The organism is Haloarcula sp. Atlit-120R, from assembly GCF_003665885.1.
Taxonomy (GTDB): domain Archaea; phylum Halobacteriota; class Halobacteria; order Halobacteriales; family Haloarculaceae; genus Haloarcula; species Haloarcula taiwanensis.
Genome location: NZ_QPLN01000001.1, coordinates 370,780 through 395,424, shown reverse-complemented (window position 1 = coordinate 395,424; position 24,645 = coordinate 370,780). Strand labels below are relative to the sequence as shown.

The 24,645-nt window shown below is 61.8% G+C and carries 29 protein-coding genes; 17 read left to right on the top strand and 12 right to left on the bottom strand.

What is annotated here, in order from left to right; all coding sequences use genetic code 11:
• Positions 1 to 170: 170 nt before the first annotated feature.
• Positions 171 to 1,088 (bottom strand): DUF6293 family protein, encoded by a 918-nt coding sequence (locus DVK01_RS02155; protein WP_101350681.1) that lies wholly within the window; start codon positions 1,086 to 1,088, stop codon positions 171 to 173.
• Between the two features lie 443 nt (positions 1,089 to 1,531).
• Between DVK01_RS02155 and DVK01_RS02150 the strand changes: the two genes are divergently transcribed.
• Entirely contained in the window at positions 1,532 to 2,467 is a 936-nt protein-coding gene (locus tag DVK01_RS02150; protein ID WP_199722307.1) for a hypothetical protein, read from the top strand.
• Positions 2,468 to 2,838: 371 nt separating this feature from the next.
• On the opposite strand, the gene DVK01_RS02145 is transcribed toward DVK01_RS02150, so the two are convergent.
• The 5 genes from DVK01_RS02145 to DVK01_RS02125 form a co-directional block, all read right to left on the bottom strand.
• Positions 2,839 to 3,588 (bottom strand): FkbM family methyltransferase, encoded by a 750-nt coding sequence (locus DVK01_RS02145; protein ID WP_121535212.1) that lies wholly within the window; start codon positions 3,586 to 3,588, stop codon positions 2,839 to 2,841.
• Between the two features lie 402 nt (positions 3,589 to 3,990).
• On the bottom strand, positions 3,991 to 4,413 hold the full coding sequence (locus DVK01_RS02140) for a DUF2892 domain-containing protein (protein WP_101350679.1): 423 nt from the start codon (positions 4,411 to 4,413) through the stop codon (positions 3,991 to 3,993).
• A 90-nt stretch (positions 4,414 to 4,503) separates the two neighbouring features.
• A complete protein-coding gene (locus DVK01_RS02135) occupies positions 4,504 to 6,030 on the bottom strand; it encodes a sodium:solute symporter (RefSeq protein ID WP_101350678.1) in 1,527 nt (508 codons plus the stop codon).
• A gap of 1 nt (position 6,031) precedes the next feature.
• Positions 6,032 to 6,241 (bottom strand): DUF3311 domain-containing protein, encoded by a 210-nt coding sequence (locus tag DVK01_RS02130; RefSeq protein ID WP_101350677.1) that lies wholly within the window; start codon positions 6,239 to 6,241, stop codon positions 6,032 to 6,034.
• Positions 6,242 to 6,316: 75 nt separating this feature from the next.
• On the bottom strand, positions 6,317 to 6,661 hold the full coding sequence (locus DVK01_RS02125; RefSeq protein WP_101350676.1) for a tRNA-binding protein: 345 nt from the start codon (positions 6,659 to 6,661) through the stop codon (positions 6,317 to 6,319).
• Positions 6,662 to 6,712: 51 nt separating this feature from the next.
• Between DVK01_RS02125 and DVK01_RS02120 the strand changes: the two genes are divergently transcribed.
• Both DVK01_RS02120 and dnaG read left to right on the top strand, forming a co-directional pair.
• Positions 6,713 to 7,423, top strand: coding sequence for a sugar phosphate isomerase/epimerase (locus tag DVK01_RS02120; RefSeq protein WP_121535211.1), 711 nt, complete (start codon positions 6,713 to 6,715; stop codon positions 7,421 to 7,423).
• Positions 7,424 to 7,600: 177 nt separating this feature from the next.
• Positions 7,601 to 8,929, top strand: coding sequence for a DNA primase DnaG (dnaG, locus tag DVK01_RS02115; protein WP_101350674.1), 1,329 nt, complete (start codon positions 7,601 to 7,603; stop codon positions 8,927 to 8,929).
• Here the strand turns inward: dnaG and DVK01_RS02110 are convergent.
• The gene (locus DVK01_RS02110; protein ID WP_121535210.1) at positions 8,926 to 9,342 is read right to left on the bottom strand and encodes an N-acetyltransferase; all 417 of its coding nucleotides are present in this window, start codon (positions 9,340 to 9,342) and stop codon (positions 8,926 to 8,928) included. The two genes, dnaG and DVK01_RS02110, sit on opposite strands and share 4 nt — an antisense overlap.
• Positions 9,339 to 10,697 carry a DUF92 domain-containing protein gene (locus DVK01_RS02105; RefSeq protein ID WP_101350672.1) on the bottom strand — a complete coding sequence of 453 codons (1,359 nt, stop codon included), beginning with the start codon at positions 10,695 to 10,697 and terminating at the stop codon, positions 9,339 to 9,341. The genes DVK01_RS02110 and DVK01_RS02105 overlap by 4 nt, the downstream gene beginning before the upstream one ends.
• Positions 10,698 to 10,792: 95 nt before the next feature.
• Between DVK01_RS02105 and DVK01_RS02100 the strand changes: the two genes are divergently transcribed.
• Entirely contained in the window at positions 10,793 to 11,401 is a 609-nt protein-coding gene (locus DVK01_RS02100) for an undecaprenyl diphosphate synthase family protein (RefSeq protein WP_101350671.1), read from the top strand.
• Here the strand turns inward: DVK01_RS02100 and uppS are convergent, their stop codons facing one another.
• Complete coding sequence (gene uppS / locus DVK01_RS02095; protein WP_121535209.1) at positions 11,402 to 12,328, bottom strand: polyprenyl diphosphate synthase; 927 nt, start codon at positions 12,326 to 12,328, stop codon at positions 11,402 to 11,404.
• 115 nt (positions 12,329 to 12,443) lie between these two features.
• Between uppS and DVK01_RS02090 the strand changes: the two genes are divergently transcribed.
• The 3 genes from DVK01_RS02090 (at position 12,444) to DVK01_RS02080 (ending at position 13,420) form a co-directional block, all read left to right on the top strand.
• Complete coding sequence (locus DVK01_RS02090; RefSeq protein WP_004517065.1) at positions 12,444 to 12,638, top strand: cold-shock protein; 195 nt, start codon at positions 12,444 to 12,446, stop codon at positions 12,636 to 12,638.
• A 2-nt stretch (positions 12,639 to 12,640) separates the two neighbouring features.
• The gene (locus DVK01_RS02085) at positions 12,641 to 12,835 is read left to right on the top strand and encodes a cold-shock protein (RefSeq protein ID WP_053967563.1); all 195 of its coding nucleotides are present in this window, start codon (positions 12,641 to 12,643) and stop codon (positions 12,833 to 12,835) included.
• Positions 12,836 to 13,009: 174 nt separating this feature from the next.
• The gene (locus tag DVK01_RS02080; RefSeq protein ID WP_101350669.1) at positions 13,010 to 13,420 is read left to right on the top strand and encodes a DUF5778 family protein; all 411 of its coding nucleotides are present in this window, start codon (positions 13,010 to 13,012) and stop codon (positions 13,418 to 13,420) included.
• Between the two features lie 5 nt (positions 13,421 to 13,425).
• On the opposite strand, the gene DVK01_RS02075 is transcribed toward DVK01_RS02080, so the two are convergent.
• On the bottom strand, positions 13,426 to 13,716 hold the full coding sequence (locus DVK01_RS02075; protein ID WP_101350668.1) for a hypothetical protein: 291 nt from the start codon (positions 13,714 to 13,716) through the stop codon (positions 13,426 to 13,428).
• A gap of 111 nt (positions 13,717 to 13,827) precedes the next feature.
• On the opposite strand from DVK01_RS02075, the gene DVK01_RS02070 reads away from it, so the two are divergent.
• From DVK01_RS02070 to DVK01_RS02045, 6 genes are all read left to right on the top strand, one after another.
• On the top strand, positions 13,828 to 14,883 hold the full coding sequence (locus DVK01_RS02070; protein ID WP_101350667.1) for an Lrp/AsnC family transcriptional regulator: 1,056 nt from the start codon (positions 13,828 to 13,830) through the stop codon (positions 14,881 to 14,883).
• A gap of 46 nt (positions 14,884 to 14,929) precedes the next feature.
• Positions 14,930 to 15,577: a bifunctional precorrin-2 dehydrogenase/sirohydrochlorin ferrochelatase gene (locus tag DVK01_RS02065; RefSeq protein ID WP_101350666.1), complete on the top strand. Its 648-nt coding sequence runs from the start codon at positions 14,930 to 14,932 to the stop codon at positions 15,575 to 15,577.
• Positions 15,574 to 16,920 (top strand): glutamyl-tRNA reductase, encoded by a 1,347-nt coding sequence (hemA, locus tag DVK01_RS02060; protein WP_101350665.1) that lies wholly within the window; start codon positions 15,574 to 15,576, stop codon positions 16,918 to 16,920. The genes DVK01_RS02065 and hemA overlap by 4 nt, the downstream gene beginning before the upstream one ends.
• Before the next feature lie 41 nt (positions 16,921 to 16,961).
• Entirely contained in the window at positions 16,962 to 17,240 is a 279-nt protein-coding gene (locus tag DVK01_RS02055; protein ID WP_101350664.1) for a 4a-hydroxytetrahydrobiopterin dehydratase, read from the top strand.
• Positions 17,241 to 17,250: 10 nt separating this feature from the next.
• The gene (gene lwrS, locus DVK01_RS02050) at positions 17,251 to 17,670 is read left to right on the top strand and encodes an LWR-salt protein (RefSeq protein WP_101351465.1); all 420 of its coding nucleotides are present in this window, start codon (positions 17,251 to 17,253) and stop codon (positions 17,668 to 17,670) included.
• A gap of 107 nt (positions 17,671 to 17,777) precedes the next feature.
• Positions 17,778 to 18,425: an HAD family hydrolase gene (locus DVK01_RS02045; protein WP_101350663.1), complete on the top strand. Its 648-nt coding sequence runs from the start codon at positions 17,778 to 17,780 to the stop codon at positions 18,423 to 18,425.
• On the opposite strand, the gene DVK01_RS02040 is transcribed toward DVK01_RS02045, so the two are convergent.
• A complete protein-coding gene (locus tag DVK01_RS02040; protein WP_121535208.1) occupies positions 18,413 to 19,339 on the bottom strand; it encodes a molybdopterin-binding protein in 927 nt (308 codons plus the stop codon). The genes DVK01_RS02045 and DVK01_RS02040 overlap by 13 nt on opposite strands.
• A gap of 199 nt (positions 19,340 to 19,538) precedes the next feature.
• On the opposite strand from DVK01_RS02040, the gene DVK01_RS02035 reads away from it, so the two are divergent.
• Genes DVK01_RS02035 through DVK01_RS02025 form a run of 3 tightly spaced genes read left to right on the top strand, consistent with a single transcriptional unit; the run spans position 19,539 to position 22,456 of the window.
• Positions 19,539 to 20,315: a GIDE domain-containing protein gene (locus DVK01_RS02035; protein ID WP_121535207.1), complete on the top strand. Its 777-nt coding sequence runs from the start codon at positions 19,539 to 19,541 to the stop codon at positions 20,313 to 20,315.
• A 47-nt stretch (positions 20,316 to 20,362) separates the two neighbouring features.
• Positions 20,363 to 20,719: an Hsp20/alpha crystallin family protein gene (locus tag DVK01_RS02030; protein ID WP_121535206.1), complete on the top strand. Its 357-nt coding sequence runs from the start codon at positions 20,363 to 20,365 to the stop codon at positions 20,717 to 20,719.
• 18 nt (positions 20,720 to 20,737) lie between these two features.
• Complete coding sequence (locus DVK01_RS02025) at positions 20,738 to 22,456, top strand: AarF/ABC1/UbiB kinase family protein (protein WP_101350659.1); 1,719 nt, start codon at positions 20,738 to 20,740, stop codon at positions 22,454 to 22,456.
• 19 nt (positions 22,457 to 22,475) lie between these two features.
• On the opposite strand, the gene DVK01_RS02020 is transcribed toward DVK01_RS02025, so the two are convergent.
• Positions 22,476 to 23,003, bottom strand: a complete 528-nt coding sequence (locus DVK01_RS02020; RefSeq protein ID WP_121535205.1) for a GNAT family N-acetyltransferase — start codon at positions 23,001 to 23,003, stop codon at positions 22,476 to 22,478.
• A 220-nt stretch (positions 23,004 to 23,223) separates the two neighbouring features.
• On the opposite strand from DVK01_RS02020, the gene DVK01_RS02015 reads away from it, so the two are divergent.
• Entirely contained in the window at positions 23,224 to 24,642 is a 1,419-nt protein-coding gene (locus DVK01_RS02015) for a sulfatase-like hydrolase/transferase (protein WP_121535204.1), read from the top strand.
• Positions 24,643 to 24,645 lie beyond the last annotated feature (3 nt).

Below are 24,645 nucleotides of genomic sequence, written 5' to 3'. Positions count from 1 at the left end.
CGTGCGTCGATTTGGGGAGGTGGTGTGGGGCGTGGGGGCCCCTACACCGACGGGCGCGAGAACCAGCGTTCGGGAGAGTCGACGCACCATCTGTACAATACTCGACCAACGGCAGGATTAATGACTTCGGTTTTCACTGGCGCCCCGGCGGGCTCACACCAGCGACCGGCTCACGGCAGGTCGGGCTCGCGATGTTCGCGGTCCTCGGCAGAGTGAGCACGGACCCAGAGCTGTCCGATACGCGAGAGTGTCGTCCGGTAGGACTTTCCGTGCTCTTCCTGCTCGATATACCCCTTCCCGCCGGGGCCGAGCCGGTCAACGTTGTAGATGACCTTCGATCGGAAGGAGTCGGTGTACTCCTCGCCCATGTCCCGGGCCAGCTGTTGGGCCAGTTCGGAGACGGATTCGAACTCGCCGTGTTCGCCGAGGGTAAACAGAATGACCTCCTCGAAGGGCTTGACGTTCGAGAAGGACGCGACCGGCAGTTCGACGATGTGGGACCCGTCGATCTCTTTCGCGCCGATGGTCGTCCCGCGTTCGTCGAACTCCGCCAGCAGATCCCGTGCGGTTTCGAGTCGGTCATCGACGCGTTCGTCGACATCCTCGCCCGTGCGCATGTCTTCCAGCATATCGATCTGCTTGCGCAGTTCCTCGGCGAGTTCCGTCTCCAGATACTTCTCGGGGACCGTGTAGTAGGTGTGGATGCGGTCCCGGTCGCCCTCGCGTTCGACCATAATCGAGTGGGCCGCGGTCGCAAAGGCAAAGGAGACAGTCCGGGGCATCGCGGAGACGTTGACCCACACCTCGCTTCCCGCGTCGAGTTCCGCGTTGATGAGCTCGAAGGCCTGCTCGAAGGCCTCGTCGTAATCGTACACGTCGGCGACGACGAACCGCTCTGTTTCGGCCCCGAGCAGGTTCTGGTAGTCCTTTTCGAGCTTCTCGGCGAGGTTGCGCGAGTACTCGACGTTGGCCTCGCTGCCGACCGCCCCCTCGAGCAGGATGACGCGGTCAACGTCGAGTTGCTCGCGCACCAGCGGCGCGATGAGCCGGTCGTAGTCGAACCCGACCGGGACGATGTGGGTCTGCATATGTGGGACAGTGGGCGGGAATTTATAAAAACATCAGCCTCTCGATCGCCGTTATGCCCATCCTGATGCTTGTCACAGCACTCTCCTGTGTTTCTATAGCGATAGGACCGCCGTGGCGGTTTCAGTCCGTCCCGTATTCCAGAAGACCGTCGCAGAATGACTTCGCTGGCGCGCTGATTTCGGGCACTGAGGTAAAGCACTCAGTACAACAACCAACGGCGGATGTGACGCCTGCGCGAATACTCTTGATTATTGACCGAACTGATTGGATATCCATTCTTGGTCGTCTGTCGGCCAGTAAGGATGAGGTCAGCCGGGCAGTACCTCTGACTATTATGCCCCCTATTGTCGTTTAGTTGTAATAAACACGGCTATACAACCCGTTGCCCACCTCTATAACCTGAGAACACACTACTTTATACGTGGGTTCCCGAAAATCGTATATGTTTCCAGAAAGGTACAACCTTACCAATTTACAGCGGGTCTTTAGTAATCCCACGCTTCTCAGACGGGAACTTGGGCGTATAACTTCGAGGGTAGTGTTCCCCATAAATAATGAAATATTTGAGAGGAAGCACGGAGACGGCATTGATATAATGTCCCAAGACTGGGATAATTTGGTTATTCTTGACGCGTGCCGATATGATCACTTTTTAGAACAAAATACCCTTCGGGGTTCGCTGCGTCCAGTCCTGTCTAAGGGAGCCCACAGCTGGGAGTTTATGCGGAATAATTTCGCTGGAAAGTCTCTCTATGATACCGTTTATGTGACGGGAAATCCGCACACCCCAAAACTGCCTGATAATACATTCCACGCTATCGACATAACACACAACCCATCTGAACCTGAAAAAACAATACAAATGGCACTCGATGCTCATGAAAAGTATCCGGATAAGCGTTTAATTATTCATATCATGTCGCCTCATGCACCTCATCTTGGAAAGACTGCTAAGAAACTCAGAGAGCGAAATGAGGAGCTGAACACCTCAAAGACAGGGAACTCCAGTGGGCAAAATATATGGAAGTCGACAATAGAAGGGCAGGTTACACGGGAAGAACTTCGTCAAGCCTATCAAGAATCGGTTGACATTGCTTTAGAACATGCTGAAACATTAGTTAATGAACTCGACGGCAAGTCCGTTATAACATCAGATCACGGCGAAATGCTCGGAGAGCGGGTATTCCCGTTAACACACCGCCAGTACGCTCACCCGCATAACTTGTACACCCGTGAGTTGCGCTTTGTTCCTTGGTTTGAGGTTGAGCAGGATTCAGAAACCCGGCGTGAAGTGGTTAGCGAACCACCTACTGCATTTAACAGACCAGATAAGGAGACTGTTGACAACCGTCTCGAGGCACTAGGTTACAAATCCTGATATTCTGTCCAACACTTTTTAATTGATTCATAGTTCTGCCCTATTTATTGAATACCGTTAAAATGACATAGTGATACGATTTGGTTACGACCGCTGGCGATGGTTAGCAGCATTTTGTCGTAATTGTCTCCCCCACAAGAGGACAGGTTGTCTTGTGCAGTTGTCAGTGACAGGCGCCATGTGGTTTGTCTCTCTATGACCACTAGCGACGTTCCAAGGCTTGGAAGAGTCTCGTGGGGCCGCTATAGTAACAATTGAAACGATTTACACACTGATCGCACTGCCGTCGGGCGATCAGGTGTGTATTGATTTTCAATGGCTACTATCGTCTTCGGGGGTCAGCAATAGATATGTTGTTGCCAAGGGTATGATTATATCAGACTCTTATTTTTGAAAGCGTAAGTTCCCCCCATTTCGTCCAATTCAACAAACCCAGCAGAGACCATTTTATCCACATATTCTCTTTCGCTAAACTCGTCAAACGGGTGGAACTCGATAATTGCAAAGGGAACAAAATCTGAAATAATATTGAGTTCTTCCTCAATCATTCTAAATTCTCCTCCTTCCATATCAGATATTAATACGAAATCGTCTAGTTCATATTCGGCACAGATGCTTGATATACTGAACCCTTCGACACTAATTTGTCTGCCAGACATTTCCTTTTCCGTACTCCCGGAGGAAAACTTATTATCAAGACTCAACTTTACGTCATCGTCATTTGCAGAATATGCACCTTCCAGCAGAATATAATCAGACTGATTTAGCTGCTTCGTCATTTTATTACAGTTAACATTCTCCGGATTTGGTTCGACAGCGATTTGCCTCTCGTCGTCTCGAACTTTGCTATCAATGTAAGCTGAAATATACCCAATTCCGGCACCAAACTCAATTATAGGATAGTTTTCTGGAAGATACGCGTCAATGAGATTTTTTTCTCTTATTGAATGTTCATTCCGGAAGTAATACGGAAAGAAACGCGCTTTATTCTTCGTTTGTACTGCTCCACAGTTTGTGTTTATCTTTACGCCATTATAATCAACCGGGTTGAGAAATTTCTCAACCGCATGACCAGACATTATCTGGTAGGCTTGTGCGATCTTGTTTTTGATTGTGTTCATCAATGGTTCCTACAGCGTGTGGCATACAGAAGGACGCGAACGGTATATATCTACCACCAATTGTCCTACTAGTGAATCAGGCATTCAGTTGACGTATTCGCTGAACTCGTTCGAAGCCCGAACCGTATACTCCCTTGCCTGCCTCGTGAGGGTCAATTATCAGCGTCAATAGCTGTAGCGTGTTTCATACATCTATTTCAACTTGTTGTCGTGGGGTGTTCGGCCGGTCTCAATGCTATCCTCGCTTGAAGTAGCCACGACGCTGTTCCCCCTCCATCGATATATAGCGCCGGTCGTAGTCGAACCCGACCGGGACGATGTGGGTCTGCATACGTGCATGACTGGGGCGGTGATTATAAAAAGGACCAGACTCAGGCTGCCGAACGCGTCTACGGGCGACCGCTATTCGCAGCTTTCGTGCACGATAGCGCCTTCTTCGTTCGGTCCGCGGCGCTCACCAGGAACGATTGGGTCCTCACAGACGGCACAGGTAAGCTTCCCGCTGGCGTGGCCGTTCGAGGCCTCGGCGTCGTCGGACGACGTGAAATCCACACTCACGTCCGTCGACTCATCTGCTGGCTCGTCGTCCACGTTCGGAGCGAACACGTCGTCGTCATCGGCCGTCGTATCGATGTCAAGCGTATCGTTGAAACCACAGTAGCCGGTTGAAGCGTTGAAACCCAGGCCGAGCGCGCCGATTCCGGCGAGCAGGCCGCGCTTGCGTTTCCCGCTGCGAAGCCAGCGCAGGGAGACGATTGTCAGGACAACTGCCAGCACCGCTCGGATCAGGCGGTCGCGACCGCCGACATTCTTATCGGAGTCCATATTGACACATTCGTCTGGATGCTTTTGTAGGTTTACATGTCGGCCGGTGGCCGCCGTCCGGCGGTTCCCGTGTAGAACGGAGCGCCCTGTTCAGTCGCTCTCGACGCCGGAGACGGCGTAGACGGTGTGGTTCTCGGTCGCAGCGGGAGCAGTCACCAGCGAGACGCTGACCGTCAGCACGAGACCGACTATGATACCGACGATGCCCGGCGTCCAGCCCAGGTATGCCGTCGGCAGGGCAACGCTGATACCGACAAGTCCGCCAAGTGTCGAGAGCACCGGGAAGACGTGCAGGCCATAGAACACCTGGCTGCCGATCACGCCGGCGTACATCCCCGTTCGCGTGGTCCCCTGCCAGTACAGCGCAAGTGCGACAGGAAGGGTAAGCTGTGCGAACCCGCTGAAGGCCGTTTCGCCGATTTGGACCAGCGTTCCCGGCGAGTAGAGACTCGCAATGAACGAGAGGGTGGCAAAGACGATCACGCCGAGGCGGGCAACGAGCGCCTCGCGCCGGTCGGTTGCTTCGTCGCTAGCGTTGCTACGGCCGGTCAGTGGGCGGTAGAGGTCTCGAGTCAGGTACGACGAGCCCGACAGCAGCATCGAGTCGCTGGAGGACATCATCGCGGCCATCGCGCCGGCGATGACCAGCGCGGTGAACCACGTCGGCGTGTACTCGCCCAGCAGCGCGGGGATGACGTTGCCGCCCTCCGGCACCGTGACACCGAGGCCGGCCGCCCACGCGCCCAGCATGAACGCCGGCACGAACAGAAGCAGGACCAGCACCGGCCAGAGCGCGAACGTCCGCTTGAGCACCTTCTTCGAGCCGGCGGCGAAGAAGCGCTGATTGATCTGGGGGAACATCGTCACGCCGAAGGCGATGCTGACCGCGGTCGAGATGATGTACTGCGGCGTGTAGAGGCCGCCGCCGAGACCGACGAAGGCTGGCTCTTTGGACGCCAACAGGGCCGTCGCCTCGCTAGCGCCGCCGACAGCAGAGAGGACCCAGGCGACGGCGACCCATATTAAAGAGAGCATGAACAGCCCCTGAAGCGTGTCGGTCCAGGCGACGCCGCGCATGCCTGAGAGCGCAACGTAGGCAATCATGAACAGCGTGATGCCGCCGGCCCCGACCCAGAACGGGACCGCGCCGTTCGTGAGGCCGACGATAGCCTGTCCGGCTCCTTTCTGCTGGAGCATCACGTACGGGAACAGCCAGACAAGGCTCACGCCGGCGACAACAACGCGGAGCGCCGTCGAGCCGAAGCGATCGCCCAGCATTTCCCCCAGCGTGACGTAGCCGTGGCGCTTGCCGACGAGCCACTGCTTGTACCCCAGCACGTACCAGAGGACCGCGAAGATGATGCCGTCCATCAGCCCCATCACGAGAATCCACTCGGGACCGGCGCTGAAGGCGAGGTTCGGGCCGCCGAAGAACGTAAACGCCGACAGGAGCGTCGCAAACGTCGTGAACAGCAGGACGACCGTCCCGAGCGTCCGGCTGGCGAGGTAGTAGTCCTCGGCGGTCCGGTCGGTCAAACGGTAGGCGACTGCGCCGACCGCGAGCGCGATGATCATGTACGCACCGACGATACCCAACTGGAGCCCGGTGTCAGCCATCTCACCGCACCTCCTCGACCCCGAGACCCCAGTCGGTGCGCGCGAAAACGGCGAAGACGATGCTCGCGAGCGCCATCCATCCGATGTGCCACCACAGCCACACGGGTAGCCCAGCCGTGACTGTGCTGGTGTCCCAGAGGAACCACGGCACTGCCAGCGCCATCAACACGAGCGCGACGACTGTCCACCCAGCGGCCCTGACCGTACTCATATTACAACGGGCTAGCCGCTGGCCGTACTAATGGGTAACGAACCTTCATCAACTCTGGTTGAAGAACTATCTTCTTCAATACACGCGGGTGCCGGGGTCGACCTCCCGTTCGGGTGTCAGGTGAACGACGCCGTCCTCGCTGTCGACGCCGGTCACCAGACACTCGCTCTCGAACCCGGCGATAGAGACTGTCCCGAGGTTGACGACGGCGACGACCTGTGAACCCAGCAGGTCCGCAGGCTCGTACACGTCGGTCAACCCTGCGGCCGACTGGCGGGTCTCGTTGCCGAAATCCACGTCGAGCTTGTACACATCCTTGCGTGCTTCGGGAAACGGCTCGACATCGACGATTTCACCGATACGCATCTCTACGTCTTCGAGGAACCGTGCGGGGTCGATCTCGGTTTCAGTGAATCCCATGCCCCCCGATAGCCCGTCCAGTTATTTTACGACAGCGTTCGCAGCAACGATATGCAGACAGCGATCCAGCTCTGGACACTCCGCGAGCTCCGGGAACCGCTATCGGACGTGCTCGACCGCATCAGCGCCGCGGGCTACGACGGCGTAGAGTTCGCCGGTATCGGCGACCCGGGTGCGTCTCAGCGCGCACTCGACGATGCGGGGCTCGACATTGCCGGCGTCCACGTCCCGCTGGACGACCTGCAGTCCGACCCGCGCACTGTTGGCAATCAGGCCCGGACGCTCGATGCGCCGTACATTGTTCTCCCGTATCTCGACGACGACCACTTCGCAAGCGAAAGCGCGGTCGAGTCGACGGCGACGCTGCTCGGGATGCTCGCGGCGGACTTTGACCGGCCCCTGCTGTACCACAACCACGACCACGAGTTCGTCCCGTTTGGCGACGGCACCGCCTTCGACGCGCTCGTCGACCAGACGACGATTGATTTCGAGTTCGACGCCGGTTGGGCGCACGCGGCGGGACAGGACCCTGTCGCACTGCTTCGGCGACTCAACGGGCGCGTGCCCGTCGTCCACCTCAAGGACATGACTGCGGATGGGGAACCGACTGCCCTCGGAGACGGCGTGGTGCCGCTCCAGGCGGTGGTCGATGCGGCCCGCGAGGCCGGGACTCAATGGCTCGTCTTCGAACACGACAATCCAACGGACCCAGTCGACGCTATCCGGGCTGGTATCGACGGCATGCGCCCGTTGCTAGAGTGAGTGGCTGCCCTGTCGGTGAGAGTGTTTCACAGCGGCAGTGTTGACTCACCACGCAGCTGTGGGACGATTCCCCCATCGAGTCGGGTGCGCAAGGTTATTCCGCTGTACATCCCAACATCAGTATAGTGACAGCAGTCCGTCGGAACACCGGTTGACGGGCTGGAAAACAGGACAATCATGCAAGATACGGCGAAATATCTGATACATGCCGACATCACGGCGGCGGGAGTCGTCGAGCGGAGCGACGTCGTCGGCGCGGTGTTCGGCCAGACGGAGGGACTACTCGGCGACGAACTGGACCTGCGGGACTTGCAGGACTCGAAGAAGGTCGGCCGCATCGACGTGGAAATACGCTCCGAAGGTGGACAGTCCTTTGGCGAAATAACCGTCGCAAGCGGCCTCGATAGGGTCGAGACCGCGATTCTCGCCGCGGCACTGGAGACCATCGAACAGGTGGGACCGTGTCGGGCCGAGATAGAGGTCTCCGAAATCGAGGACGTGCGTAGCGCCAAGCGGCGCGAGGTCGTCGAGCGCGCGACGGAACTGCTGAACGACTTCGAGGAGAAGTCCATCCAGACCGCGGACATCGTCGAGACGGTCAGACAGCAGGTCCGGGTCGCCGACGTGACCGACTACGAGGGGCTCCCGGCCGGACCGCGCGTGGCCGACTCCGACGCAATCGTCGTCGTCGAGGGCCGCTCGGACGTGATGCAACTGTTGAAGTACGGCATCAAAAACGCCGTGGCGGTCGAGGGCACGGACGTCCCCGACGCCATCGCAGACCTGACAGCTGGCCGCACGGTGACCTCGTTCCTCGACGGCGACCGCGGCGGCGACCTCATCCTGAAGGAACTCGCGCAGGTCGGCGACGTGGACTACGTCGCGGTCACGCCCACCGGCAAGTCCGTCGAGGACCTCTCGCGTAGCGAGGTGATGGCGGCGCTCCGGGACAAGGTGCCCTACGAGACGGTCGCAAGCGCACAGAGCCTCGACACCATCCGCGAGGAGATGTCCCAGACAGGAGAATCGACGACCGCTGATGGCGGTGCCGTGGCGACTGCGATGTCGGACGACACCGCTGACACCCAGCCCACACCCAGCACACAGGCTGGGTCGGCACAGGCCGAAACAGCCGACGAGGCGACGGCGGCGTCCGACGAGTCGGATACGGCCCCTCCGGCGGCCGACGCGACCGACGAGGATGCCACCGACAACCCGGCCATCCCGTCGCTCTCAGACCACATCGAGGCTGTCATCCAGAACCACAGCGGGACGGCCAGACTGCTCGACGAGGACGCGACGCTGCTCGCGGAGGGCGAGACCGACGATGTCGTCTCGTTGCTTGCGTCGGCCGAGACTGTTCCCAGGACGGTCGTCGTCGACGGCGACTGCACGCAGAAGCTCCTCGACGTCGCCGCCCAGTGCGGCGTCGATGTTGTCGTCGCCGCCGGCCACGGTGAGTACGTCAAACAGCCGACGGCCGTGCAGGTCCGTATCGAGGGTTAGAGGTCCCGAACGAGCAACACGCCGTCGCCGTCGTCGTAGTGGCCGGGGAGTTCGTCGGCGACCGAGAACCCGAACCCGTCGTAGAAGCCGCGCGCTCGCTCGTCGTCCGTGCGCGCGGTGAGTCTGACTGTTTCGAACTCACGAGTCCGGAGCCTGTCCAGTAGCCCGTCCATCAGTGCCGTCCCGAGGCCCTGTCCCTGTTTGCCGGGGGCGATAGCGAACTCCGCCAGATACGCGACTGGCGGGTCCGGTACGACCAGCGCGTAGCCGAGCGGTTCACCGATGTCGAGCACCAGCACGAGCGGCGGACCGTCGATTCCGACACCGAGTAGTTCCGGCCACGGCTCGTCAAGCGTGTTTGTCTGGATCGCCCGGAGCCGGGCTTCGTCCTCAGGGCGGGCCTCACGGATCATAAGAGGCCGACGACCAACACGACGCCGACTCCGGCTAATGCGGCCGCCAGGGTCGCGAGCATGTTGACACCCTGATTGCCGACGACTGACCCCTCGACGGTCGCACCCAGCAGGCTGTCGACGGTCATGCCGACCAGCCCACAGAGGAGGATAACACCGCTGCCGACCGTGGTGATGTCCTGTGTGAGTGCGGCGATGCCGGCGATGATACCCGCGCCGACAGCCCCAGCAGCTACGCCTTGCCAGGTCACGCCCCCGTCAGTACCCGGCTCGACGGGTTTGAGCGTCGTGATGAGTCGCGGGTTGTCGTAGAGCCCGCCGAACTCGCTAGAGAACGTATCGGTCATTGCCGCGGCGACGGCCCCGGCAAAGGCATAGAAGAACAGCAGCGGGTCGACGGTGATGTGGCTCGGGCTCGCCGCCGCGGCGACGACGGCAAAGAGCGCGACGATGGAGTTCGCCAGCACGTTCCCGCTCCCGCGTGCCCCCTCGTTTTCCTCGGCGATGCCTCGTTCCAGTTTCTCGTCGTAGCGGTACTTCGTCGAGAGGCCGCCGAGCCCGAAGAAGGTTATCAGCATGGCGAACCAGCCGAAACCGCCGAGCACGATGGTCAAAAAGGAGAGGAGGACGCCGGTGAGCATTCCGGGGAGCGACGCGGTGTCGAGCGCGTAGGAGAGGTAGCCAAGCAGTACTGTTACGGCGAGTGCGATGACGACGCGCCGTGTCGTCACTGACGGGTCGAGCTCGAAAAACAGCCACAGCAGCAGTCCCACGGTGAGTATCACCAGCGGGTCGTCCCGTTCGAACAGGACCGAGCGAAGCAGGGCGGCGACGAACGCGCCGCTGGCGGCGAGAAACAGCACGAGCGGCAGATCGACGGCGGCTGCTCCCTCGCCGACGGCCGCCTGAATCCGCGTTCCGAGCACCTGCCCTGTGACCCCGGCGACGAAGCCGACGAAGACGAAGCCCGCGGTTGCCACCACCTCGTCTGCGCGGACGGTGTATGCGAGTCGCTGGCCGAGGTTGCCGTAGGCGACGATGACGACGACGCCGACGAACACCGGCACCGGTAAACTGAACCGGACGGCAAGCAACGCGAGCCCGGCGGCGGCCAGTGAAAAGGCTGCCAGCCCGTACAGTTTCCCATCCTCGTAGTCGCCGGGGCGCGCGAACAGGTCGAACAGCCGAGAGTCCTGTCCGATGACCGTTACGCCGAGCGCGGCGACGATCACGAAGGGCGCGATAGCGGCGACAGTCGCGAGTTCGAGCGAGCGAAAGCCCGTTGCGGCCGGGACGGCGACCGCGAGGGTCCCCACCGCGGCGAACGCACCTGCCCGACGGACTGTGCCAGTCACGTCCCACCGGTATCCCCGAGAGGCACTTACCCTTTCCGAACTGTGGAGGCGACGGTACCGTGGGATTTACTGTGGCTGTCAGCATACCGGCGGGCGTGGGACTATACGACCGGTATCTCGCAACGCGTGTTCGGCGCAGCGACGCCGACCTGCCCGAAACGGTCGCGCTGGTGATTACAGAGCGAGACCTGCTGGGTGACGGTGCATATCGGACCCTGGAGCGGTTTTTCGACTGGGCTGTTCAGTACGGCACTGACACCGTCGTCGTCTACGTGAGCGTCCTCGACGAGGAGGCGATTCCGACGCTACAGCGTGAGCTCGAAAATGTCACCGCGCCACGGGAGATAGCGGTCAGAGTACCGGACGACGAGACGACGGCCGACGCCCCGATTCAGATTTCAATCGGACTCGGCGGGCAGTCGGAGTTCGCGACGGCCGTCCAGAAACTCGCGGAAGACGTCGATGCGGGCTCACTCGACCCGGACGACATAGACGAGGCCGCGGTCGAGGAGCACCTCGTCTTCCCGACCGACCCGGACCTGGTCATCAAGACCGGGGCCGAACGGCTCTCCGATTTCATGATTTGGCAGTCCGTCTATTCGGAACTGTACTTTACCGACGTGAACTGGCAGAACTTCCGGCAGCGGGATTACTTGCGGGCGCTGCGGGATTATCAGGAGCGACAGCGGCGGTTCGGGCGGTAATCAGTCCGCGAGGTCGTACTCTTCGTCGAGTCGCTCGCGTTCGGTACTCGGGAGCGCGTCACGGAATCGCCCGAGCATCCGCTTGGCCGTCGGTAGCTCCGATTGCTCGATGGCACGAACCAGTGCCAGCGACCGCTCGGCACGGGTCGTCCGCCAGGACTGCTCTCGGTTCTGGTACGTCCGGATCGCTCGCAGGAAGTCGACTTTCCGGAACTCCGGCCAGTAGGGGGTACAGAAGAACGTGGCGGCCTCGTTGCCGTTGGCGTGCCACGGCAGGAAGTTCGAGGTGCGTTCGTCGCCGCCGGTCCGGACGATGAGGTCAACGTCGCGGGTCGGCCCCTCGTAGAGCCGTTCTTCGATGGTTTCCGCGGAGACATCCGTCGGGTCGAGAGTCCCGTCCTCGACAGCAGTGGCGATGTCGCGAGCCGCACCGAGCAGTTCGGCCCGGCCGCCGTAGGCCAGCGCGACGTTGAGATTGAGCTGGTCGTACTGGGCGGTTCGTCCCTCCGCGTAGTCGATGGCGTCACGAACCCGCTCGGGGAGCATCTCTGTCTCGCCGATGGCGCGGATACACACGCCTGCCTCGTGGACCCGGTCAGCGTCGGCAAACGTCCGGAGCTTCTGTTCGACGAGGTCGAAGATGTGTTCGCGTTCCTCGGGGTCGCGATCGAAGTTCTCCGTCGAGAACGCGTACAGGGTCACTTCACGAATGTCGAGTTCGTCACACCAGTTCAGGAGCGCCTCCGTCGTTTCAGCCCCTTCTGTGTGGCCCTTTTGCTTCTTCGTCCCTTGTTTCTCGGCGTAACGGCGGTTCCCGTCCTGAATGACAGCGACGTGGTCGGGCGTCCCGGATAGTTCCCACTGGAGCAATCGCTCGTAGGCCGCATATCCCAGTCGCTTCCCCCTCGATAGCATCGTTGTAATCATTTCAACCACTCAATAAGGGCTTTGTGGAAGGGACTGGGTACAGTTATTTCCTGCCTAATATGGTGAAATATATGCGCATAGTTTTAATATACCCCGGCTTAACGTTCAAATTGCAATGGCGACCGGTACGGTAGACTTCTTCAACGACACAGGCGGTTACGGTTTCATCGATACCGAAGACTCCGACGAGGACGTCTTCTTCCACATGGAGGACATCGACGGTCCTGACCTCGAGGAGGGGCAAGAAGTGGAATTCGAGATTGAGCAGGCCGACAAAGGCCCGCGCGCGAAAAACCTCACGCGGCTGTAACCATGGCGACAGGCACTGTCGACTTCTTCAACGATACGGGTGGCTACGGTTTCATCGAAACCGACGATGCCGACGAAGACGTGTTCTTCCACATGGAAGACGTCGGCGGCCCGGACTTAGAAGAAGGGCAAGAAGTCGAATTCGACATCGAACAGGCAGACAAAGGCCCGCGAGCGAAGAACCTCAAGCGGCTGTAAGCGAGGACGGCTCGCTTTGCAACGGGTTCGCGACTGACTGAGCGGTGCAACTCGGCAGCGTGTGGGTTCCCACCGCTGTCGCCGCCCCGTCACTCGAACCGAATATCTTCGGGTAGAGCCGACCAGCGTTTGGAATCCGAAGTGTCTTAGGGACAGCAACACCGACCGCATGGTATGAGCGAGGCCGACGCACTTGACGACGACCTTTACCGCCGGACTAAACAACTGCTTGAGCCCGGCGAGATTCAGCTCAACGGCGCTGTCGTCCACACGGAGTACGACGGCAGTGACGAGATAGAGATGATGCAGGCCACCATCGAGGTCGGTGAAATCATCGCCGAGGGCGCGGGGCTGGACCCGACGGACACGTTCGTCTACTCCGGTAGCGACGACCCCGAGTTCGCCTCGAACCAGCATCAGGGCCTCACGCTGGACGACGAAGAGTTCGTCTGGGAGTGCCAGCAGCTCCTGCGCAACGGCTCCTTCGACTTAGTCTTCTACTACGAGGCGAGCGCCGACCACGACGGGATTCTCAAAGCTATCGAGGACGCCGGCTACGCTGTCACCGGGGTCGAAGGCGAGTAGCTACGTTAGTCGCTGGTCACCAGCCGTTCCTGGCAGTTGTGACAGTAGGTGTAGTCAGGGCCGTTCGCTGCGCCACAGATACGGCAGTTTGTTGCTTCGACGGCGGCCTGTTCGAAGTAGGCGTTGAGCTGGCCGGTGTCGCGACCGTTGGGCTGGCCGCTGAACTGCTCGACAAGCGTGTCGTGTGCGGCGTAGTCCATGAGCCGGAACATGAGAACGAACCACAGCGGCACCCCTATCAGGACGAACAGGTAGACCAGCAGCCGGACCGTCAGTTCGGCTGTCGAGATTACCACATCTGGGGTAGGGACGCAAGGAGGTAAAACGCTCCGGCGACCCGGGCGTGCGGGCTGCATTCGCCCGCCTGTCCCGGACTGCTTTTATTCGCAGAACCCCCAGATAGCGCTATGAGCGAAGACCTCGGAACAGTAGACCGGGCCGTGCTGAACGCCTTTCAGGGGGGGTTCCCGGTCGTCGAACGGCCGTTCGAGCCGGCCGCGTCGGCGCTTACCGACCACGGTGTCGACATCGACGCGGACGAACTGTTGACGCGCGTACAGGACCTCGACGACGCGGGCGTGCTCACGCGGTTCGGGGCACTCATCAACGCCGAAGCGATTGGCGGCACTGCCACGCTCGTCGCGACCCACGCCCCCGAGGAGAGCTACGACGACCATGCCGAAATTATAAACGCGTACCCGGAGGTCGCGCACAATTACGAGCGAGCACATCCGCATCTGAACATGTGGTTCGTGGTCTCGGTGGCTGAAGAAGGACGTGTCGAGGAAGTCCTGGCCGACATCGAGGCTGAAACCGGCGAGGAGACGTACAATCTCCCGAAACAGCAGGAGTTCCACGTCGGCGCGAAATTCCCCGTCGAGGGCCCACAGACGCAGGCAGTCGACTGTTCGAACTTAGGGCCGGATGTGACACCGACTGACAGCCAGTCTCTCACCGCCGACGAACTTGATCTCGTGCTTGAAATTCAAGATGGCCTCCCAGTCACTGCCACACCGTACGCCGACGTGGCCGACGAGATCGGCGCCGATGTCGACTGGGTACTGGAGACGCTACAGCGGTTCAACATGGAAGGAAAGGTCCGCCGCGTCGGCGTCATCCCGAACCACTACGCGCTCGGCTACAGTGAGAACGGGATGACCGTCTGGGACGTGCCCGACGCAGTCATCAACGAAGTGGGACCGGCCATCGCCGAGTTCGACTTTGTGACCCACTGCTACGAACGGCCGCGCCACGACGGCGTCTGGCCGTACAACTTCTTCGCGATGACCCACGGGCGAAGTGAAGCGGAGAGCCAGGAGCGCATCCAGCAGGTCCGCGACCGAATGGCCGACCACTGGGACGTGACCGAGGACGACTGGGACACGCTGTTCTCGACTCGCATCCTGAAAAAGACAGGTATCAGGTTGGACGAACGAGCGCGACAGAACACCGAGACCGCGTGAACGTACGCATCTCGGACTGGAGTGTCGAATCAGGGAGCCCTAACCGATGATTCCGCTCATGCACGACTTCGAGGGTGAGACGGTACTCGTCGTTGGCGGCGGTCCGGTCGGCGCGCGCAAGGCCCGAACGTTCGCCGCGGAGGCGAGCGTCGTCGTCCTCAGTCCCGAATTCGATGATCGCGCGTTCGCGGACGCGGAAAAAGTCCGGGCCGCACCGACCCCGGAGGACGCCATGGACTGGGTCAAGCGGACCGACCCGGCGCTGGTCGTCGCCGCGACGGACGACCCGGACCTGAACGACGCCTTCAGCACTGCCGCCAATGACCACGGCGCACTCGTCAACCGCGCTGACGACCACGGTGGCCAGTCGTTTGGCAATGTCGTCGTACCGGCCACGGTACGGGACGACCCGGTGACGCTCGCGATTGCAACCGGCGGGCGCGCACCAGCGCTATCGAAGTACCTTCGCGAGGAGTTCGAAGACGAGTTCGGAAACGCTGGTCTGATGGCGGAACTCGTCGGCGACCTCCGTGAGGACCTGCGCGAGCGAGGGGTCCCGCCGGCCAAACGGCGTGACGCCGTTAGGTTCGTTGTCAGGTCACGGGAAGTTTGGAAGGCTTTAGATAGTGGCAGGTCCAAGGGTGAGCAAGTAGCTAGAGACGTGACCGGAGAGTTACCTGGTGATCAAACGTGAGAGGGGACACTGGTGCAATCGTTGGGGTCTGTATCTCCCATGAACGCGCAAGCGTCGACCAATTAGAGACTGCTGCGGCGGACAGCGAGCGCCACGCCGTCGAATCCCTGCTCGCGAATCCCGCAGTGGAAGAAGCGATTGCGCTGCAGACGTGTAACCGTACCGAGGGGTACGTTGTCGTCTCTGATCACGAGGATGGGCTCGACGCGCTCGAACTGTTTACCCGAGCCGTGCCCGACGAAGTTGTCGTCGAGATGGGTCACGAGGAGAGTCTCCGTCACTTGCTCCGGGTGGCCGCCGGGCTCGAATCGATTGTGCTGGGCGAGGACCAGATCCTCGGCCAGCTCCGGACCGCCTACGAGACCGCCCGCGGCGTCGGCGGCATCGGCCCGATGCTGGAAGACGGCATCACGAAAGCGATTCACGTCGGCGAGCGCGCCCGCACGGAGACAAAAATCAACGAGGGCGTCGTCTCGATTGCCTCCGCCGCGGTGCGTCTTCTCAAACAGGAGAGTTCGCTGGCAAACGAGACAGCGCTCGTCGTCGGGGCTGGCGAGATGGGCCAACTCGCTGCCGATGCACTCAGCGAGGAGGTAGACCGGCTGCTCGTGGCCAACCGGACGGTCCCACACGCCGAGCACGTCGCCGAATCGGTCGACATCGACGCCAGTGCGGTGGCGCTCGACGGCATCGAGGCGGCGGTCTCCGAGGCCAGTGCGGTCATTTCGGCGACGGGAAGCGGCGATCAGGTGTTCGATATCGGGACTTTCAGCGATGCCGGCGAGGTGTCAATTGTCGATATCGCACAACCGCGCGACGTTCCGGCCGGCGCGGACCGCCTCCCGTCGGTGACGGTGTACGACCTCGACGCGCTGGAGTCGGTGACCGCCGAAACGCGGAACAAGCGACAGCGAGCCGCCGAAGCGGTCGAGCGTATCGTCGACGAGGAGTTCGACCGGCTGCTCACGCAGTACAAGCGCAAGCGCGCAGACAGGGTCATATCGACGATGTACGAGAGCGCCGAACAGGTCAAAGCCGCAGAAATAAACAGCGCACTTTCCGCGGCTGACTTCGACGAGGACCAGGCAGAAGTCATCGAAGCGATGGCCGACGCTATCGTCTCGCAGATTCTCGCCGCACCGACCAAGAGCCTGCGCGACGCCGCGGAGGAGGACGACTGGTCGACAATTCACACGGCGCTGGAGCTGTTCGACCCGGACTTCGGCGGCCCCGACCAGGCTACCCAGCCCGAATTCACCAAGGGTATGTCGGTCGAAGACATCCCGGACGGCATGCGCGACGACATCCCGAACGCGGTGCTCGACCGCCTCTCCGACGACTGACCACGCCCACCTTTTTGCCCACGCCGTCCGACGTGGTCGATATGGCAGACCTGCTCTCTGACGAAGAGATTAGCGACCGACTACCGAAAGAGTGGACCCGGGAAGGCGACGAGATCGTCCGCGTCTTCGAGTTCAACGGCTATCTCGACGCGTCGGGCTTTCTGAGCGCTGCGGCTGGCATCGCTGAGGACGCGTGGCATCACCCGGAGATGACCATCCGCTGGGGCGAGGTCGAAGTTCGACTCACGACCCACGACGCCGGTGGCATCACCGAGAACGACATTGATCTCGCCGAGCGCTTGAACGGCATCCACGACTGACAGTGTGACCGTGGACACGACTGACAGACTCGCCGCCCTCCAGCCGACTGCGCCCGACGGCGCGACCGCGCGGTACGTTTTCCGGGTAGAGGTCCGACTGGAGCCAGCCGCAGATGGGTTGTGGACCGACCCTGACCGGTTCGAGACGACGCTGTACCGGGCGGCTGACGACCCGGGGACAAGCGGCTGGCTGTTCTTCCGGGACACGCTCTGGCGGGGTGAAATCGCTGACGAACCGCACTTCCGCCGGCTCGTCGCAGACGAACTCGGCTGTCAGGTCGTTTCGGCGTCGTTCAGTGAACTCAGGACTGACGAGGCGTATTTCGACGCGCTGAAAGCCGAGATTGCGGACGACCTGTCGCTGTTCAATGCCGACTCGGTCAGCGACGTGACCAACAAGTACCTTGGTAGCTCGATCCGGGTGACGTGAAACGAGCCGCCGCTGCGTAGTCAATGGCTACAGAGCAGTTATACGCAATAAAACCGGTCGTAGGGCCCGAAAGACTTTATTAGAGAGTCTCCAAGTGATGTATCCTCATGACCACCGACTACGACTTCTGGCTGTTTGATCTCGACGGGACGCTCGTCGACATCGAGCCAGCCTACCCTCGGAAGGTGATGGGTGCTGTCGGCGACCGCCTCGGCGTCGAGTTCACCGACCGCGAACGGGATGCACTCTGGTACGGATTCGGTGGGACACGGTCACGGACGCTTGCAGAGCGCGGCGTCGACCAGCAGGAGTTCTGGCGGCTGTTCCACGAGGAGGAAGACCCCGTCGCTCGGGCGGAGGCGACGTATCTCTACGACGACGCCGAGGCGTTCCTCGCAACCCTCGATACACCGGTCGGACTGGTCACACACTGCCAGCAGTACCTCACCGAACCGGTGCTTGACCATCTCGACATCGCCGACTGGTTCGAAACAGTCGTCTGCTGTGACGACGATATCGGCTGGAAGCCCGACCCGAAACCGGTCGAACTGGCGATGCGGGAGCTGGGTGTCTGGTACAACGGCCACAGCGGCGTGCTGGCAGGGGACAATCCGTCAGACATCGGTGCGGCGTGGAACGCAGGCCTTGATGGCGTCCACGTTGGTCGGCGGTCCCCGGCGGAGACGGGACGGTGCGTGCGCGGCGACAGACGCGTCGCCACGTTGCTCGATCTGGCGTCGTCTCAGGGCAGGTAGTCCCAGTCCTCGACGGTGACGGCCGTTCCGGCATCGATACCGGCCTCGTCTGCGGGCACGGACACCCAGCCATCAGCCCGGGTCGCTGTCGCGAGGTCAACACCGGGCAGCGGCGTTGCCGTCCCGTCGCTTACGGCGACCGGAGTAAACGTCTCGATGCCGGTCTGACTGTCGACGTGCGCTGCGAGCGTCGCTCGTGTTTCGGGATGAGGAGACAGCGGGGCATGGGCAAACGTCTTCAAGAGCGGGCGCACGAGCTGAACAGCGCCGACGCGGGCAGCGCCTGCCGACTCCGGCAGCAGTACTACCGGTCGGTTCTCGACGACGGCTAGTCCGGCCCGACGGCCGGGGTCGATCGCGAGGCGGTCCGCAAGCACCTCGCCGAGTTCGGCGACGATTTCTCGGAGCGTATCACCCGGCTCCGTTCCGGTAACGACGATCATATCACGGGTAAGGTCGCGCTGGATGGCCATCCGGAGCGCCGGCGCGTCGTCGGCGACTGGGTCCCGGTAGGTCACCTTCCCGCCCCACCGGTCGACGTACTGAGCAAGCGTGAACCCCGCCGTCTCGACCTTGCTGGCCGTGCTGGCATCCGGTCGGAGTTCGTCACCGGTTGGTATGATTCCGGCCTGCGGTCGCTGGCGGACGAGCAGTTCGGAGACGCCGGTTGCCCGCAGCAGCCCCACGTCGCCGGGCCGTACCTGATGGCCCTGTTCGAAGACAGTATCGTCGACCGAGATATCTGCCTCCTCGACAGGCTCGTTCGCTGTCGTATCTGTCGCCAGAATGCGTCCGACGGCGACGGAGAGCGGAATTCTGTCCGTCCGGTCGATGGGTCCGGCAACACTGCCGATTCGGCGGCGGGCGGTCTCCAGCGAGAGCGACGCAGCATCCGACGGCGAGGGGCCAGCCATACCCGTACTAGCAGCCGCTCTATCAAAAGTACCCTGCGTAGTGGCGCTGTCGCGATGCGGTGCCGGTTCAGCCACCGCGGCGACGCTGCTTTGTGCTGGCTGCCGCGTGTGGCGACGTTGCTCTCAGCCGGCTGCCGCGCCCTAGCCGTCGGTCGGCATAACTGGGAACATTTTTTTCAGCCGGGTCCGGCATCGACGTATGGTCCTCCCGCAACTGGTTGCCACCGTCTTCTTGCTCATCGGTAGCGTCGTCCTCTTCCGCGGCGGCCAGGAACTCCAAACGGTGTTTCACATCCTCCGGAACGATCCGGTCCCGGTGCGCTCGCTCGATGGCCACACCGGCCCCGTCGAAATCACCGGTGCGGCTGTCGCCCACGAGGAGGGCGAGACCGTTACGGCCCCCTTCACCGGCAGCGAGTGTCTGGCATACACCTACGAGGTCGAGGAGTACCGGTCGTCCGGGAAACACTCACACTGGGAGACGCTGGACGAGGGACAGAACGGCGTCGACTTCGTCGTCGACGACGGGAACGACCGCGTCCGAGTGAACCCCGATGGAGCGGACGTGCGATTCGAGTCTCAGTCAGTGACGGTGTCTCCCGGAACTGAACTCCCCGAGCGCTTGGCCGACTACGTCGAGCGAACGGAGGGCGTCGAGGCGCAGGACGGCTCCGTAAACCTCCTCGTGACGGAGATCAGCCTGGGGAACAAACAGCGCTTTACCGAGCGCCGACTGGACGTTGGGGAGGACGTGTACGTCTACGGCCAGGCGATGCGCGGCCCCGCAACAGAATGGGGGAGCAATCTGGTCGACGCCATCGTCGGGGACGGCAACGCGACGCCGGTATTCGTTATCTCCGACACCAGCGAGCGTGGTACTGCCCGACGGATTGTTCGGGGCAGTATCGCCGAAGTCGCGTTCGGACTTGTCGCAGTCCTCATCGGCGCTGCCGTCCTCCTCTCCGTCCTCCTGTAGTAGCGAAGACCGTCGGGTTTACCACAGCCTACCACCTAGACGAGCGTATGTCTGCCCTGCGTGAAGCGCTTCGGGACCTTCCCGATGCCGTGTTCGCGGACGTGCTCGAATCCGAGGACGAATACCTGCTCGTGCTCGACCTGCCGGGTGTGGCCGCGGATACAATCGACGTGACCGTTGAAGGGGGCCGCCTTCGCATCGACGGGCAACGGACCAAGGATGTGCCCAGAGAGTTCACCTTCGTCCGCGAGGACCGCTCTGTCTTCCTCGATGCCGAACTCCCGCTCCCGCCGGACACGACCGGTCAGGGCGGAGAGGGAACCGTGGAAAACGGCGTCCTCGAACTCCGCCTGCCGAAGGCAACAGCCGCACCGAGTACGACGATTCCGATCGACGGGGACTGATTCAGAGGTGGCAATCCGGTGAACCTTCGCGCGTACTGGCGGTTCCTCGTCGTCGCTCGCCACTTCCTGCCCCTGTTGGTCGCGTACGCACGAGACCGAAAACGGTTCTTCGTGATCGGCTCATCGCGCCGCGTCACGTCCGAACAGCGTCGCAAACGAGCACAGCAACTACTGGACTCGCTGTTGACGCTCGGCCCGACCTTTATCAAACTCGGCCAGATCCTCTCGACGCGGCCGGATGTTTTGCCACCGGAGTACATCGAGGAGTTCTCGAAGCTACAGGACCGCGTGCCACCGGCTAACTGGGACGAGGCGCGGGTCGTCCTCGAAGACGAACTCGGCCCTGTCGACGACCGCTTCGACGAGTTCGAGACGGAGGCGATAAGCGGCGCGTCGCTCGGGCAGGTGTATCTGGCGGAAGTCGACGGCGAGAAGGTCGCGGTCAAGATTCGCCGCCCCGGCATTGAGGCGCTGGTCGAGGCTGACCTGCGGGTCGTCCGCTGGTCGCTGCCGCTGTTGATGTATTTCATCGACGACTCCCGGTCGTTCTCGCTGGAGACGCTCGCCGACGAGTTCTCGAAGACCATCCGCGAGGAGATGGACTACCAGCGCGAGGGGCGGATGCTCACCGAAATCCGGGAGAACTTCCGGGACAACGACCGCATCTGCATCCCCAAGGTCAAGGAGTCCCACTCCACCCAGCGGGTTCTGACGATGGAGTACGTCCCCGGCACGAAAATAAACGACATCGACAGCCTCGATGCGGGCGGTATCGACCGGACGGAGCTGGCTGAGACGCTCCAGCGGGCGTACCTCCAGATGATTATCGACGACGGCGTGTTCCACGCCGACCCCCACCCGGGGAACCTCGCGGTCCAGGACGACGGGACGCTGGTCTTCTACGACTTCGGGATGTCCGGCCGGGTCGACCCGTTCGTCCAGGACAAGATAATCGACTTCTACGCCGCCGTCGCCGACCAGGACATCGACGCCATCCTCGACGCCCTCATCGAGATGGGGACGCTCTCGCCGGAGGCCGACCGGCAAGTGATGGGCGATGTGATGGAACTGGCCATCGCCGACGCTCGTGGCGAGGATATCGAGCAGTACCGCGTCCAGCAGATCATCCAGCAGGTCGAGGACACGATCTACGAGTTTCCGCTCCGACTGCCGGCGAACCTGGCGCTCGTATTGCGCGTCGCCACAGTCGTCGAAGGCGTCTGTGTCACTCTCGATGAGGACTTCGACTTCATCGGCGTCGCCACCGACTACCTGCGCGAGGAGGGGTACATCGCCGAGGGCGTGCGGAACTTCGTCGAGGACCGCGCAACCGAAGTGTCCGATGCCGCCCGGTCGGCCGTCCGGATCCCGCCGAAACTGGAGTCCGCCCTCGACAGGGTCGAGCGTGAGGACTTCCGCGTGCAGGCCGATATCGAGGACTCCGATGGGCTGCTCGCGACGATGACCAAGCGGCTCATCCTCGGGATGTTGCTCGCGAGCACACTGTTCTCGACGGCGTTTCTCTACACGCAGGCGTCGCTGCCGGCCACTGGGGTCGGCATCGCTGGAACCGTCGGTCTCTCTCTGGCGCTGTGGTGGTCATTCCGCTCAAAGAAGGCTGTCCGCGCCAAGCCGCAGTTCACGCGACAGAGCATGCGCGAGCAAGACCGGGAGAGTCCGGGCGGACTCAACACCTCTTTCGGCGAGGACACCGACGACGCCTACAGCGGCGACTGAACGCCGACCGAGTTGGGGGTCAAAGCCGCTTTTCGAAGTGAACGAGTTCGTACTCGCCCTGTGTCGACCGGCCGACCTCCTGATACCCCTCGTCGCGGTAGAACGCGACCGCGGCGGGCTGGCTCTGTGATGTCGTCGCAAGCAGGACCTCGTACCCCCGCTCAGCCACTTGCTGTTCGAGTCTGTGCAGGAGTCGACGACCGTAGCCACGCCGCTGCCGGGACGGAGCGACCCGCATCCGGTGGAGTTCGGCCGCGCCGGGCACAGTCCGCTCGTCGGCGTGGCCGACCTCGTTCGGGAGGAACCCCCCCATCGCGGCGAGGCCGCCGTCGAACGTCTCCGGCAGTTCGTCGTCGACGGCGGGAACGACACCGACGAGAAACGCGCCGCCGGTGTCGAAATACCGCGTTTCGATGTGTCTCAGGTCTGACGTCCCGGGGATGTCGCTGGGGTCGTTGCCGGTCGCACGGATCGCCCGCTCGTGGAGACGCCAGACGGCGGCGGCGTCTCGGTCGTCGTAGGACCGAAACTGAATCTGGTCGGTCATCGAATACGCTCTGGACGACTCATTGTCGAAGTGAGGCTTTAATTCTACCTTATCAGCGTATGGTTCTATTATAGCCGCCTGAATTTATCCGGAACGTTCAGTATTCCGGCTCTGGTACAGGGGGTATGAGAAAATCCGGTGGCACGTGCTGGGTGCAACCCCCCGTTTGCGGACGCGATACGTCGATACCATTGCGATCAAGGGGGCATGTGAGTCGACAATGACGGCCCCAGCAACCAACAACGTGGTGTTGGTCACGATTGATTCGCTGCGGGCGGACGCACTGGGTGGCGCTGACAGCGTCTCCCCTGTCATGGACTCGCTCGCCGAATCTGGCGTCGTCTTCGAAAACGCCGCCGCACAGGGAAACTGGACGCCGTTCTCGTTTCCCAGCATCCACGGGTCACGGCCAGTGTTCGCGGAGAGCGAGGACATCGGTCTGGCGTCGACGCCGACGCTGGCCGAGCAGGTGTCCGATGCCGGCATCGAGACCGCAGGCTTCAACGCCGCAAACGGCTTTCTCACCGATCACTGGGGGTACGACCGCGGGTTCGACGAGTTCGAGCCGTTCGTCGACAGCGGCGGCTACAGCAAGTACCTGGCGGCCCACCCGACGATTCAGGCCTGGGTCCAGCTGGGAACCTCGCCGTTCCGACGCGCTGCGACCGTTCTCAGCGGCGGGTCCGACGAACGCCCCTTCGCTGACGTGTCCCGGATGGGAGACCTCGAAGACCACGCGACTGAGTTCCTGAAGACGACCGATGGGCCGTTCTTCCTGTGGGTCCATTACATGGACACGCACACGCCGTACGTGCCGGCACCGCGGCATATTCGCGAAGTGTCGGACAACCACTTCGGCGTTCTCCGGATGCTCACGTCCCACCTCCGAACCGGGCTGGGCTGGGAAGTCGACGACCGGACGCTGGAGACACTTCGGACCCTGTACGAGGCGACAGTCCGGCAGGTCGACGCCAGCGTCGGTCGGCTACTCGACACCCTCGAAACCGAGGGCCACCGCGACGATACGGCCATCATCGTCGCCGGCGACCACGGTGAGGAGTTCCTCGAACACGGCCATCTCGCCCACTACCCCAAGCTCTATCGAGAACTCATTGACGTTCCCTACATCGTCTCGACGCCGGACAGCGAGGACCAGTCGGTCGAGACGCCGGTCGGCCTCGATACAATCGCGCCGACAGTGTGTGACCTGCTGTCGCTCACGCCCGCGGCGGAGTGGGACGGGGAGTCTGTCGCTCCGGCGGTCCACGGCGCGGCTATCGAGGACCGCGGCCCCATCGTCTCCGCAGCGGTCCGGGGCGAGAGCGTGACCAGCCAACCGATTCCACGGAGCCGCGCGGACGGGGAACTCCTCCTCAGCGCACGTGACGAGCGCTACACGTACATCGAGTTCACAGAGTCGGGCCGTCAAGAACTGTACGACCGGACGAACGACCCCGAGGAGCAGGTCGACCTGTGTTCGGACTCGACGGACGCCGACCCGCCCGCGACCGTTCTCGACCGGCTTTCGGATGCTGTCGCTGAGCACCTCGCCACACTCGACAGCGACGGGAACGGAGCTGGAACCACTGAAGCGTCCGACGAAATAACAGCACGGTTAAAGGCGCTCGGTTATCAGTAAGGC